This window comes from Clostridium aromativorans (genome assembly GCF_020908015.1).
Lineage (GTDB): Bacteria > Bacillota > Clostridia > Clostridiales > Clostridiaceae > Clostridium_B > Clostridium_B aromativorans.
In genome coordinates this window covers 38,374-50,701 of record NZ_JAJJPB010000026.1, presented here as the reverse complement: position 1 = coordinate 50,701, position 12,328 = coordinate 38,374, and the positions used below count along the sequence as shown (strand labels likewise).

13 protein-coding genes and 1 pseudogene are annotated in these 12,328 nt (G+C 34.1%); 4 read left to right on the top strand and 10 right to left on the bottom strand.

Annotated elements, in window-relative coordinates; translation table 11 throughout:
- Window positions 1-158: 158 nt before the first annotated feature.
- The 3 genes from LN736_RS15575 to recQ form a co-directional block, all read right to left on the bottom strand.
- Window positions 159-389, bottom strand: a complete 231-nt coding sequence (locus tag LN736_RS15575; protein WP_229981936.1) for a CDP-alcohol phosphatidyltransferase family protein — start codon at window positions 387-389, stop codon at window positions 159-161.
- 103 nt (window positions 390-492) lie between these two features.
- Window positions 493-1,395, bottom strand: a complete 903-nt coding sequence (locus tag LN736_RS15570; protein WP_229981935.1) for a fumarylacetoacetate hydrolase family protein — start codon at window positions 1,393-1,395, stop codon at window positions 493-495.
- A 37-nt stretch (window positions 1,396-1,432) separates the two neighbouring features.
- Window positions 1,433-3,586 carry a DNA helicase RecQ gene (gene recQ, locus LN736_RS15565; RefSeq protein ID WP_150356011.1) on the bottom strand — a complete coding sequence of 718 codons (2,154 nt, stop codon included), beginning with the start codon at window positions 3,584-3,586 and terminating at the stop codon, window positions 1,433-1,435.
- 342 nt (window positions 3,587-3,928) lie between these two features.
- Here recQ and LN736_RS15560 point away from each other — a divergent pair, with 342 nt between their 5' ends.
- Window positions 3,929-4,759, top strand: a complete 831-nt coding sequence (locus LN736_RS15560; RefSeq protein ID WP_150355987.1) for a YitT family protein — start codon at window positions 3,929-3,931, stop codon at window positions 4,757-4,759.
- Window positions 4,760-4,854: 95 nt separating this feature from the next.
- Here the strand turns inward: LN736_RS15560 and pdxR are convergent, their stop codons facing one another.
- Window positions 4,855-6,279, bottom strand: coding sequence for a MocR-like pyridoxine biosynthesis transcription factor PdxR (gene pdxR / locus LN736_RS15555; RefSeq protein WP_179977612.1), 1,425 nt, complete (start codon window positions 6,277-6,279; stop codon window positions 4,855-4,857).
- A 102-nt stretch (window positions 6,280-6,381) separates the two neighbouring features.
- On the opposite strand from pdxR, the gene LN736_RS15550 reads away from it, so the two are divergent.
- Together LN736_RS15550 and LN736_RS15545 are read left to right on the top strand one after the other, a co-directional pair.
- Window positions 6,382-6,870 carry a peptide deformylase gene (locus LN736_RS15550; protein ID WP_150355985.1) on the top strand — a complete coding sequence of 163 codons (489 nt, stop codon included), beginning with the start codon at window positions 6,382-6,384 and terminating at the stop codon, window positions 6,868-6,870.
- A gap of 6 nt (window positions 6,871-6,876) precedes the next feature.
- Window positions 6,877-7,563: an aspartate/glutamate racemase family protein gene (locus tag LN736_RS15545; RefSeq protein WP_229981934.1), complete on the top strand. Its 687-nt coding sequence runs from the start codon at window positions 6,877-6,879 to the stop codon at window positions 7,561-7,563.
- A gap of 158 nt (window positions 7,564-7,721) precedes the next feature.
- Here LN736_RS15545 and LN736_RS15540 read toward each other — a convergent pair.
- Together LN736_RS15540 and LN736_RS15535 are read right to left on the bottom strand one after the other, a co-directional pair.
- Window positions 7,722-8,180: pseudogene (locus tag LN736_RS15540) on the bottom strand (RNA-guided endonuclease TnpB family protein); the annotation flags it as partial.
- An 11-nt stretch (window positions 8,181-8,191) separates the two neighbouring features.
- A complete protein-coding gene (locus LN736_RS15535) occupies window positions 8,192-8,422 on the bottom strand; it encodes a glutaredoxin family protein (RefSeq protein ID WP_150355983.1) in 231 nt (76 codons plus the stop codon).
- 237 nt (window positions 8,423-8,659) lie between these two features.
- Between LN736_RS15535 and LN736_RS15530 the strand changes: the two genes are divergently transcribed.
- On the top strand, window positions 8,660-9,523 hold the full coding sequence (locus tag LN736_RS15530; RefSeq protein WP_229981933.1) for a polysaccharide deacetylase family protein: 864 nt from the start codon (window positions 8,660-8,662) through the stop codon (window positions 9,521-9,523).
- A 64-nt stretch (window positions 9,524-9,587) separates the two neighbouring features.
- On the opposite strand, the gene LN736_RS19250 is transcribed toward LN736_RS15530, so the two are convergent.
- The 4 genes from LN736_RS19250 to LN736_RS15515 all read right to left on the bottom strand — a co-directional run bounded on the left by LN736_RS19250 (window position 9,588) and on the right by LN736_RS15515 (window position 12,301).
- On the bottom strand, window positions 9,588-9,818 hold the full coding sequence (locus LN736_RS19250; protein ID WP_407647190.1) for an aminotransferase class I/II-fold pyridoxal phosphate-dependent enzyme: 231 nt from the start codon (window positions 9,816-9,818) through the stop codon (window positions 9,588-9,590).
- Complete coding sequence (locus tag LN736_RS15525; RefSeq protein ID WP_407647189.1) at window positions 9,770-10,138, bottom strand: aminotransferase class I/II-fold pyridoxal phosphate-dependent enzyme; 369 nt, start codon at window positions 10,136-10,138, stop codon at window positions 9,770-9,772. The genes LN736_RS19250 and LN736_RS15525 overlap by 49 nt, the downstream gene beginning before the upstream one ends.
- Before the next feature lie 75 nt (window positions 10,139-10,213).
- Entirely contained in the window at window positions 10,214-11,290 is a 1,077-nt protein-coding gene (gene buk / locus LN736_RS15520) for a butyrate kinase (RefSeq protein WP_179977615.1), read from the bottom strand.
- A gap of 105 nt (window positions 11,291-11,395) precedes the next feature.
- Window positions 11,396-12,301, bottom strand: coding sequence for a bifunctional enoyl-CoA hydratase/phosphate acetyltransferase (locus LN736_RS15515; protein ID WP_179977616.1), 906 nt, complete (start codon window positions 12,299-12,301; stop codon window positions 11,396-11,398).
- Between the last annotated feature and the right edge of the window lie 27 nt (window positions 12,302-12,328).

Below are 12,328 nucleotides of genomic sequence, written 5' to 3'. Positions count from 1 at the left end.
CGTCAAGTAGTTATTATTTTAGGCATCGAACCTAAAATAACAAGGACTATTCATCTCCCACTTATAGAAGATAGGAGAATTACGCCCTTTTTGTTAAATGGATTTTTTAGCTATGGAACATGAGATTTGATTATCTAATTCACTACGTATTCCTATGGTTATTTACGTTTCATGTTTTTAATAATCAACTTTGTTTTATTATCAATTCTAAGAGATTCCGTTATTTTCTGAGTTGTCTTTGTCTTTCTGGCAATAACCCCATCAATAATATCACTGAATCCACAAATAATATATATTGCATAAAAAGCTGTATTTAAACCACCAACAAAAACTAGAATCAAAGATAAAATTATTCTACTAAACGATATGTAATTTGCTATTGCCTTCATCTTATCATTACCTGTATATTAGCAATTTTTACTTTCTAACATGCTTTATTATATTGCTCACAAAGGCAAAACGGATGTCCCGCAGGATCTATATATTCAAATCCTATAAAGTTTCCACCACATGATTTACAAGACTCCCTATTTTTTCAATGTAACATTCCACTACATCCCCATTTTTCAATACCTTGATAGGTTCAAATCCCATACCTACACCGCTGGGAGTGCCTGTGGATATAATATCGCCCGCCTTTAAAGTCATTCCCTTTGATAGATCACTTATTATATATGGTATATTAAAAATCAAGTTTTTAGTATTTGAATTTTGCCTGATTTCACCGTTCACCATACATTTGATATCTAAACTAACCGGAAATGGTATTTCATTTTTATGGACTATACAGGGACCCATAGGACAAAAAGTATCCAGACTCTTCCCCTTAAACCATTGAGTATGCTTTCCCTGAAGATCCCTGGCAGACACATCATTTATTATGGTATATCCAAAAATATATTCTTCTGCATCTTCCGCCCTTATATTTACGCCGTCTTTCCCTATTACCACCCCTAGTTCAGCTTCATAATCCACCTGTTTTGTAACTTTAGTGGAAAACTCAATATTATCTCCAGTCCCTACAGCAGGTGATGCAACTTTAGTAAAATATATAGGTGCGCTTGGTATGCCATTTCCCGATATTCTGGTTATTTTTATCTCCCTGGCATGTTCTATATAGTTCTTTCCAAGACAAAATACATTTCTCTCTGGATAAGGTATTGGGGCTTTCAATTTAACTGAATCCAGCAAAACGGATTCAACGCCTCTATCATTTAAAAAACGCTCTATTCTGTTTAAATTATCTTCATTCAGATACTCTATAAATTTTTGCATAGTTCTAGGTATATCCTTTTCCCCCATTTTCTCCAGTAGGTTTCTTATATTAAAGATCTCATTATTCTGCAAAATACCTATACTTTCTTCTCCTTCATAAACATAAGTTACAAATTTCATATTACCACCCCATTTTATAGTTTTAAAATTGAAAAATCTAATTATTATTCTCCATGATGAAATCTTTAAGTATGACTGCTTTTATCTTGTCATAGCTTATACTGTCTGGAAGGGATTTCTTGATTGGCTTCAACCTGGACATCCCCAATTTTTTTATAGCTTTCAGAATCTTACTTTCCTCATCTCTCGTAAACAAATTATAGAACTTTATCTCTGCATTTAGTTTTTTTCCCTGTTCCACATATTTTTCTATATGAGACAGTACTGTTGATATGGTAAGGCTCCTCTTTTCTGAAATTTCCTCTATATTCATATTGTCCTCAAGCATACTTACAGTAATCTCAAAAGTTTTTAATTTGTTATTTTTCCCAGTATTGTTTTTCTGCAAATTCATTTCAAAAACCCAGTTGGGTTCTATTTTATTCTCATACACATATTTCTTCACAATTTTTAAAAATACATTTCCATACTTTTTGAGCTTTAATTCACCAACTCCAGATATATCAAGCATTTGTTGAGGAGTTACAGGATACCTGCTGCTAATTTCTCTTAAAGTAGTATCCGAAAATATCAAATATGGTGGGACTTCTTCTTCTTTAGCTATTTCTCTCCTGCAGCTTCTCAGTAATTCAAACAGATCACTGTTTGTGGTTATTTTCTCCGCTTTAGTAGATTCCTTTAAAATTACCTTTTCTTCTCCTTTTAATATCTTTACGGAATTGGAATTCAACATTACCGTAGGATATTCCCCTTCTTTCAAGGAAATATAACCTTGAGCTATAAGTGTATTTACAAAATTCGAAAGTTCCTCCTTTGAATAATTCTTCATTATTCCATAAGTGGATATCTTATCAAAGCCGTATTGAAGTACTTTTTTTTGTGAAGAACCTCTGAGCACATCCACTATCATATTTACGCCAAATTCCCTTTTCATTCTATAGATACAGGAAAGAACTTTTTGAGAATCCACTGTTTTATCTACATATTCTCCTTCTCTTATACAGTTACTGCAATTTCCACATTCCTCGTAATCCACCTGTTCTCCAAAGTAATTTAATATATATTTTCTCAAACATCCATTATAATGGACAAAATCCACCATACACTGGAGTTTCTTATATTCACTTATTCTCCTGTCTGAAGACTGAATACTAGTTTCTATCAAATACTTTTGTGTAATTATATCCTGTGGAGCAAACATGAGTATACATTCGCTTTTCTCACCATCACGACCTGCCCTCCCTATTTCCTGATAATAACTTTCTATATTTTTGGGCATATTATAGTGAATTACAAATCTTACATTTGATTTATCAATACCCATTCCAAAAGCATTAGTTGCAGCTATGACATCCACCCTGTCATAGACAAAATCTTCCTGATTTTTTTTCCTATCCTCTATTGATAATCCTGCATGATATCTTCCTGCAGATATATTATTGGCCTTGAGCTTTTCATATAAACTATCCACTTCTTTTCTAGTAGCTGCATATATTATACCTGACTGTCCTGCATTTGCCCTTATATAATCAAGTATGTATCTAAACCTATTTCCCACCTTCAAGCAGCTTATTTTTAAATTTTTTCTATCAAATCCAGATATAAAAACCACAGGGTTATTCAATTTTATCTGCTCTGCAATATCCTTTCGTACCTTCTCCGTAGCAGTAGCTGTAAATGCTGTAACAACAGGCCTTTTGGAAAATCCAGCTATAAATTTCCAGATATATGTATAACTCACTCTAAAATCATGACCCCATTGAGACACACAATGGGCTTCATCTACTGCCACCTGCGAAACCCGCAGATTTTTGATTATACTGCAGAATTCAGAAGATTCCAGTCTTTCTGGAGCTACATACAATATTTTTATATCTCCACTTTTTAAGGAAGAACATATATTTAAAATTTCACTTTGAGAGATGGAACTGTTTATATAAGCAGCTTTTATTCCCAGAGCTTTTATACTGTCCACTTGATCTTTCATAAGAGAAATAAGAGGAGATATTACAATAGTTATACCCTTAAAAAGTAGTGCCGGTATCTGGTAGCATATGGATTTTCCGCCTCCTGTAGGCATTATGGCCATGGTGTCTCTTCCATTCAATATGCTTTCAATCACCTTACCCTGATCTCCCCTAAAATTATCGTATCCATAATATTTATTTAAAGCTTTTAAGGCGCTGTTAATCAATGACTTCACCCCTATATCGTTATGCTTTTAAAAAAATTATACCATATAAAGTTGTCACCTAACCCAAAACATATGTGTAAAATACTTATATGAAAATATTATGAGATTTAACGAATATTATCTTGATATATGCACTATAATTCATTATAATGAGTATTATAATTGATAATTGATGATTTATTTAATTAGACGCACTTTTAAATATAAAATATATATCTATATTCATAGCGGTATCAATTTATTTTCATACAAAATCTACCCTGTGAAGAGAGTCTTTCATCCCAAAAGGGACGGAGGGCTTTTATAGTGCCATTATTTTAAAAATAGGAGGAGAGTGGAATGAAACAAAATGTATGGGATTTAGCCGTAATTTTATTAGGATTATTTTTAATTTCCTTTGCTTTAAATGTTTTTCTTGCGCCGCATAAAATTGTACCAGGCGGAGTTTCTGGACTGGCTATTGTACTGGAATCTATACTGCACATAAAAAAGTCAATAATAATAGGTTTCTTCAATGTGCCAATTTTTATCATAGGGTTATTGACACTTGGGAAAAAATTTGTACTAAATACAGCCTTAGGCGCTCTTCTCATTCCAATATTTGTGGAATTAACCAGCAATACTGCTCCTTTTACCAATGATACCTTGCTATCATCCCTACTTGGAGGAGTTCTTACGGGAATCGGCGTGGGAATGCTTTTAAGTAAGCAATCTTCCGTAGGAGGTACAGATACTATAGCTAAAGTCATATGCAAATACGCCCACAAACCTGTTGGCAAAGTAATGATGAGCTTGGATTTGTCCATAGTAATGCTTACCTGTTTTGTCTTTGGTATAGAAAAAGCTCTATATGGTGTGGTCACAGTATATTTAATTGGAAGAGTGGTGGATATATATATCAAGGGCTTTACCGATTCCAAATCCGTATTTATAATTTCAGATAAAACCGAAGAAATCAATAATTTGATTTTGACCAGACTTCACGAGGGCACTACCAAAATCGAGGCAAGAGGCGGATACACAGATGACAAACGCGATATACTGATGTGCCTTGTAACAAATACAGAGCTGGTTAAACTTAAGAAAATAGTAAAAGAAGTTGATATAAATGCTTTGGTTTTAATACAAAATTCCTATGAGGCCTATGGAAAGGGATTTGGTACTGCTTAATCAGAGTCTATATATTTGTATATTAAATGGACAGAAGTGGACTTGTGTCCACTCTTTTTATTTTAAATTATCCTAACATTATAAAAATCTTCAATTTAAAACCAGGCTTTTTTTAAAGACCTTATTCCATTTCCCATCTCTTCAAAACTCAGATGTCCATATCCCATCAACACCATATTATGTTTTTTATAATTATTTTTATCAAAATAGTAAAAGGATACAGGATAGACTTTGACCCCCTTTTCCAGGGCTGCATTTATCAATTCCGACTCATCCAGCTTGTTTTTTACCTGAAGTACAACGTTGAGCCCTGCTTTCTCGCCATAGACGGCAGCATTTTCTCCAAATTCATTTTTTATACAATCTATAAGAAACTGCTGTTTTCTAGCATATATATTTCTCATTTTCCTGAGATGGGCTTCAAATAATCCTTTTCTCATAAATTCTGCAATTGTCAGCTGATGAATTTTGGATGCAGTTTGATTTATAAAGCTTCCTTTTTCAATAAAAAGATTCATTATGCTTTCAGGTAAAATCATGTATCCAACATGCATTCCTGGAAAAAGAGTTTTTGAAAAAGTTCCAAGATAGATCACTCTATTTTCATTATCCAGGCTTTGAAGTGAAGGTATTGGATTTACATTATATCTAAATTCGCTGTCATAATCATCCTCAATAACATATCCACCGCATCTATCAATAAAATTGAGAAGTCTTATGCGGCTTGAGACAGGCATGATCATACCCATGGGATGCTGATTGGACGGTGTTACATATATCAACCCTGGAACTGTTTCAAGGCCTTCAAGTTTTTTTATATCCATTCCGGACTGCGTTAATTCAACAGGCTCTATGTTATATCCATACCATTCAAAAACCTTTCTCACAGGAGAAAAGCCCGGTTCTTCAAAAGCAACGTTCCTATTACAACGCTCACTAAGCAGGTCACATAATATAGCCATCAAAGTCTGTGTCCCCGCACCTACAATTATCTGTTCAGAACAGCAGGCCACTCCTCTTGAACTTTTGACATAATCTGCAATCTGATTTCTTAATTCAAATTCACCTCTGGGATCCGAATAGGTCAATATGTCTATATTTTCTTTTTTCATAATACCCTGCTCAATTTTTCTCCAGCTTGCAAATGGAAAACTGCCGTGATCCACCGAGCCGGGTTTAAAATTACAGGGATATGCTCTATCATCTATATGAATACTTCTCAACGGTTTAAGCTTTAAGGGTATATTTTCTCTCTTGACGGTTTTTATCTGCTTATCTATAGCTTCCACATAATAACCACTGCCCTTTCTACTATAAACATATCCTTCACACAGCAGCTGGTTATAAGCCTCCTGAACTGTATTTCTGCTGATACAAAGCCTGTTCTTAAGCTGTACTATAGATTCCAGCCTGTCGTCTTTTTTAAGTATCCCTTCCAGTATAGCTTTTTTGTAGCATCCATATATCTGGATATACAGCGGTTTTTTACTGTCCTTTTCGATGAACACCGGTATTTCCATAAAATCATCCCCATAATTTTTATAAAAATTATACCTTTTTACAGTAACAATTATATAGTAATATTGTATCAAATATATATCACATGTAAAGGAGATCGTTTTATGATAAAAGAAATATTGTTACTTGGAAATGAGGATCTATACAAAAAAAGTCTTTCTGTTGAGAAGGGGGAAATGGATGCAGTAGAGAAGACTGTTTCGGATTTGCATGATACCTTAATTGATTTCCGCAAAAAATATAATGCAGGAAGAGCAATTGCAGCTCCGCAGATTGGAATATTTAAAAGGCTGATATACATGTATATTCACAGGCCCATGGTTTTTATCAATCCCATACTTAAATTTGACAATAACCAGATGATGGAAGTTATGGATGATTGCATGTCCTTTCCAAATCTGCTGGTAAAAGTCAAACGCTATAAAGAATGTACCGTGATGTACAAAGATATAAATTTCACGGATAAAACAATAAAATTTCAAGGAGATCTATCAGAACTGATACAGCATGAATATGATCACCTGGATGGAATACTGGCAACAATGAGAGCTATAGACAACAGATCCTTCTATCTAAAAAACAAAGGAGTATAAGAAATTATGAAAAAAATAGGAATTCTGGGCGGAATCAGTTCCGCCTCCACAATTCAATATTATAAAACCATACTTGATATGTACTATAAAAAATTCTCGGATTACTATTACCCTGAAATAATAATCAACAGTTTGAATTTTCAATATTTTACGGATTTAGAAAATGAGCATAAAACCTCTGAATATATAAATTATATAATAAACGGTATAAACAGCTTACAAAAATCCGGTGCCGATTTCGTCATAATGGCTGCAAACTCCCCCCACTCAGTATTTCACAGTATAAAGCAGCAAATAGATCTGCCTGTGCTGAGTATTGTGGATGCAGCTGCTGAAGAATGCAGCAGACTTAAATTGAAAAAAGTATTATTGACAGGGATAAAGTACACCATGCAAAGCTCCTTTTATCAAAAGGGATTTGAATCCTTCGGCATAGAGGTATTGACCCCGTCAGAAAAACATCAGGATAAAATAAACTCAATAATTTTCAGTGAACTTGTTTTAAATAGGGTAACGGAAAATACCAGAGAAAATTTCAGGGAAATCTTGTCCAGCTATGATGTGGATGGTGTAATTTTAGGCTGTACCGAATTACCCTTGCTTCTAAATCAGAAAGATATGAAACTCCCACTGATTGGCACCCTCAAGCTTCACTGTAAAGCGGCATTATCATACGCTTTAGCAGAATCCTAGACTGCTTGGAGTTATCTCCAAATCGCGGCCAAAAGTACATTTATCTCATTGTGAACTACCACCACTTATAGAAGTGGATGGCTTCTTAGTCAATATTCCTAATGGAACAAGTTTACCTAAGCTCTAAAGGTCGAACCAACCTCAGTGTATTACCAAAATTATATGGCTAATTTCAGCAGATTTTTGCTGGCGTTTATATCCCTGTCATGGTATGTGCCGCATTTAGGACAAGTCCATTCCCTGAGTGCAAGATTTTTTACTTCTCTATTTTTATATCCACAAACTGAACACAATTGACTACTTGCATAATTACCGGGTGCCACTATTATTTTTCTGCCGTACCATCCAGCCTTGTATTCCAGCATTCTTCTGAATTCACTCCAGCTTGCTTCGCTTATTGCCTTTGCCAGCCTGTGATTCTGCTGCATATTTTTAATTTTTAAGTCCTCAATAACTATAGATTGGTTTTCTCTGATTAGTTTTATTGATAACTTATTTAAGAAATCTGCCCTTTGATTCACTATCTTCTCGTGTAATTTAGATAATTTTAATCTAGTTTTTTTTCTGTTATTACTTCCTTTTTTCTTCCTTGATAGGTCCCTTTCAAGTTTGACAAGTATATCTATATCTAAATACCCAAAAGATTTGCTACTTTTGCTTCATTGAATCCCACCAGGTATTCGCCATTTATCACTATAACTGGAACAGATCTGTATCCCTTTGCCATAAGTTGTTTTCTGGCATCTGGATCCGTAGTTATATTGTGTTCTGTAAAATCTATATTATGCTTTGTAAAAAACTCTTTTGCACTATGGCAGTATTGACAGGTACTGGTTGTAAATATATCAACCTTACTCATGAAATCATCTCCTTGTAATATTTCCATTTCAGATCTATAATATCATATTTGTCAGAATCTATCAACACACTTAATAATAATTATTATTAGATATTAGCTTCACTTTTGTGGTATTTAAATATTTCCAATATCTTAACTTAAACTTAACCTTCAATTTAAAATAATTAATGAAATTTAATAGATTACGGCACTTTACGATATATAATATATATGAATGTACATAGGGGAGATGGAATAATGAAACATAAAAAAATATCCAGTAAAAAGAGGAAAAATATACTAATACTTTCAGTATCAATTCTATTTTTATTTTCTCTTGGATTTATTTCTGGAGCAAGCGTGTCTTACAAAAAATCAAAAACTGTGGCAGCCAACAATATTTCTAGTTCACCCAGCAATATTTCTAATTCAACTAAGAGCTCTTCCACAGAATCTCAAAAATACATGAATAAAAGGGAAAGTAAGGTACAAACTTTTAATTCAAAGGATTTAAGCAATTTTAACCCTTATAAATCAGATGGAAGAAAAGTGGTATATCTGACTTTCGATGACGGACCTTCTTCAAATAATACACCTAAAATACTGGCTGTATTGAAAAATTATAATGTAAAAGCTACATTTTTCTTAATCGGAGAAAATGCGGAACAAAATAAGAAACTCGTAAAAGAAGAAGCTGCAGAAGGGCATGCGATTGGGAACCATACCTATTCTCATAATATGAGGTATATATATTCAGATCCAAAAGTATTTATAAGCAATATTAAAAAATGTGATGAAGTGTTAAAATCCATTTTGGGCAGTAATTATAATTCAAAGCTTATACGGTTTCCGGGAGGATCTTTCGGCAGAAAACTGGAGCCATTTAGAGAAGAAGCAAAAAAAAATGGGTACCGATATGTCGATTGGAATGACTTAACTGGCGATGCTGAACATAACATAGTTCCTGTAGTAAACTTAATTAGTAAGGTTAAGCAGTATGCTAATCATGATCATTTGGTTATATTGATGCATGACGCACCCGAAAAGGTTACTACTGTACAAGCTCTCCCACAGATTATAGAGTATTTCCGTTCACAAGGGTATTCTTTTGATACGCTCTAAAGGACATTACTAAAAACAGGTAGTTTGGAACTACCTGTTTTTAAAAGCAATTTAAGATAAAATATTATCTTTTATATAAATCTCTCAATTTCTGAAATGCACTAAAAGATCTTTTTATCATCTCTGGGTCAACACAATAAGATATTCTTACATATCCTTGGCATCCAAAATCATCTACCGGCACGATGAGAAGGTTGAATTTCTTTGCATTCTCAGAAAAATTAACTGCATTTTCTTCTAGTGACTTTATAAACAAATAAAATGCGCCATCTGGTCTAACACATTGATAATCCATTTTACTAAGTCCATCATATAACAATTTTCTGCTTTAAGCTGACAATTAAATCTGCTGTTCATATAATCAGCTATACCTTTCCTCACTTCAAAATCTCCCTGTGCAGAAGTATAACCATGAATTTCATCTGACCTTTTTGTTTCCAACAAATTTATTATAGCTTCTCTTACACATTTCGGTGCTGGAACAGTTGGATTTCCAATACTGAAGTCAAACACATTTTCTTTCCCAACAATTGCAGCCTGCTGCTTTCCATACTCAAATAGCTCTCTGATTACAGAGCGTTTTGCTCCTAATTCATACATCTCTTTTGATACCATTATCATATCACTCCTTTTAAACGGCCTAATAGCCAGCGGCCTGCAAAATTTCACAAGCGTTAATTGACCAAATTTTTAATCCAAATCATATTCTCTGGCATCTTCTTCACCTTTTAGCACTCTAAGTGTAAGTGTACCCAATGCCAAAGCTTCCATTTCATTCTCACCAGGCATAATTTCTACCGGTGCAATAAATTCCACTCTTTTTTTTATCCAGGTAGTCAGCATATTTGAATATGCTATACCACCTGTAATAATAATGACATCTACATTTCCCTCTACCACTGTTGCAAGCTCACCTATTCTCTTGGCAACTTGATAAGCCATAGCCTCATACACCAATTTTGCCTTTTGATCTCCACTGTCAATCATTTTTTCAACTTTTCTAGCGTCATTTGTATTAAGATAATCCTTTAATCCACCATTCCCCCTAAGCTTTTTATGCATGGTTTTTTTATTAAACTTTCCAGAATAGCAAAGGTCTATAAGCGCCTTGCAGGGAACTTTCCCAGCTCTTTCAGGGGAAAATGGTCCATCATCATCAGGCATTACATCAACCATTCGCCCTCTTTCATGAACACTTAACGATATTCCGCCGCCTAAATGGGCAACAATAAAATTCATGTCTCTGTATTTTTTTCCATACTTTTTTGCAGTTTTCATTGCCATTGCTCTTGAGTTTAACGCATGACTAGTACTTTCCCTTGGTATATCCGACATACCTGATATACGGGCTATGTCTCTCAACTCATCCACCCTGACTGAGTCATATATATAGGCCGATACTCCAATGGAATTTGCTATCTCATAAGCAATTAGTGCTCCTAAATTTGAAGCATGCTCCACTACTGGTTTATTTTTTAACCTATCCAGTATTGCTTTATTGACTATATAAGCTCCCGACTTTACTTTTGGAAGCATTCCTCCTCTTCCCACAACTGCATCTAATTCATGAACTTCATATTCTCTTTCTTTTAAAAACGAAAGAACGACTTCTTTTCTCATATCAAATTGATCTGCAACTTTATTATACTTTTCAATTTCCTCAACTGGGTGTTCCAGTGTTTCACATAATACTTCTTTTTCATCTTCATATAAAGCTATTTTTGTAGAAGTAGAACCAGGGTTAATTGCCAATATTTTATAACTCATTTTTTATCTAGTTACGAATATCATGATAAGACGTAACTATACTCCTTTCTTGGTAGGTATAATTAAAATTGATCTGCTAATTTCATCCCTGTATCAATAAATTTACTATTTAAGGGCTGCCGCAGACAATACCAGAGATAGGTACTTTTCTTCAGCAGAGGAGCCTCTTGATGTTAAAACAATGGGAACTTTGGCCCCCACAATAAATCCTGCCATTTTTGCACCTGCAGAACATAGTAGAGATTTTCCCAATATATTTCCTGCTGTGATATTAGGAGAGATTAAAATATCTGCATCTCCTGCCACAGGGCTATTGTAACCTTTTAATTCAGCTGATTTCTTGCTCACAGCTAAGTCATAAGAAATAGGCCCTTCTACAATGCAATTTTTGATTTTTCCGTTTTTATTCATTTCCTTTAACAGACCTGCATCAACAGATTCGGGCATTTTAGGATTGACCTTTTCAACAGCGGCTAAAACGGCAACCTTGGGATTTTCATATCCCATAGTAATAAGTGTGTTAACAGCATTTTCAATAATTTGCCTTTTCTCATCCAAATTTGGGTACATCATCATTCCACCATCTGTAGTTACCATTAACTTGTGATAGCTAGGCACTTCATTAAAAACAAAATGAGACATGACATTTCCTGTTTCAAGTCCTTTTTCTTTATTTACTACCGCTCTTAAAATATCCGCAGTCTGGATTTTTCCCTTCATAATAAAATCTGCTTTATTCTGATGTATAAATTCTACAGCCTTCTCTGCTGCAGCATTGTCATTTTCCACATCAATAATCGCACTATTATCTAACTTCTCTTTTAAATTGTCTAAAACTTTCTTTATTTTCACCTTATCACCTATTAATATAGGTTCTACAATATTATTTCTTTTTGCTTTAAATACAACCCTTAAGGTGTGTTCATCCTGTGCAGCAACTACTGCTGCCCTTCTTTTTTCTTGGAAACCCTGAACATTTTTGATCAGTTCTGTAAAATTCTTAAATATCATGTTTTTCCTCCTCCAACTCTTGTACAA

Bases quoted from the DNA above. Each gene is read 5' to 3' on its own strand.
- LN736_RS15575 (WP_229981936.1), bottom strand. From the start codon at position 389: ATGAAGGCAATAGCAAATTACATATCGTTTAGTAGAATAATTTTATCT.
- LN736_RS15570 (WP_229981935.1), bottom strand. From the start codon at position 1,395: ATGAAATTTGTAACTTATGTTTATGAAGGAGAAGAAAGTATAGGTATT.
- LN736_RS15560 (WP_150355987.1), top strand. From the start codon at position 3,929: ATGAAACAAAATGTATGGGATTTAGCCGTAATTTTATTAGGATTATTT.
- pdxR (WP_179977612.1), bottom strand. From the start codon at position 6,279: ATGGAAATACCGGTGTTCATCGAAAAGGACAGTAAAAAACCGCTGTAT.
- LN736_RS15550 (WP_150355985.1), top strand. From the start codon at position 6,382: ATGATAAAAGAAATATTGTTACTTGGAAATGAGGATCTATACAAAAAA.
- LN736_RS15545 (WP_229981934.1), top strand. From the start codon at position 6,877: ATGAAAAAAATAGGAATTCTGGGCGGAATCAGTTCCGCCTCCACAATT.
- LN736_RS15535 (WP_150355983.1), bottom strand. From the start codon at position 8,422: ATGAGTAAGGTTGATATATTTACAACCAGTACCTGTCAATACTGCCAT.
- LN736_RS15530 (WP_229981933.1), top strand. From the start codon at position 8,660: ATGAAACATAAAAAAATATCCAGTAAAAAGAGGAAAAATATACTAATA.
- LN736_RS19250 (WP_407647190.1), bottom strand. From the start codon at position 9,818: ATGGATTATCAATGTGTTAGACCAGATGGCGCATTTTATTTGTTTATA.
- LN736_RS15525 (WP_407647189.1), bottom strand. From the start codon at position 10,138: ATGGTATCAAAAGAGATGTATGAATTAGGAGCAAAACGCTCTGTAATC.
- buk (WP_179977615.1), bottom strand. From the start codon at position 11,290: ATGAGTTATAAAATATTGGCAATTAACCCTGGTTCTACTTCTACAAAA.
- LN736_RS15515 (WP_179977616.1), bottom strand. From the start codon at position 12,301: ATGATATTTAAGAATTTTACAGAACTGATCAAAAATGTTCAGGGTTTC.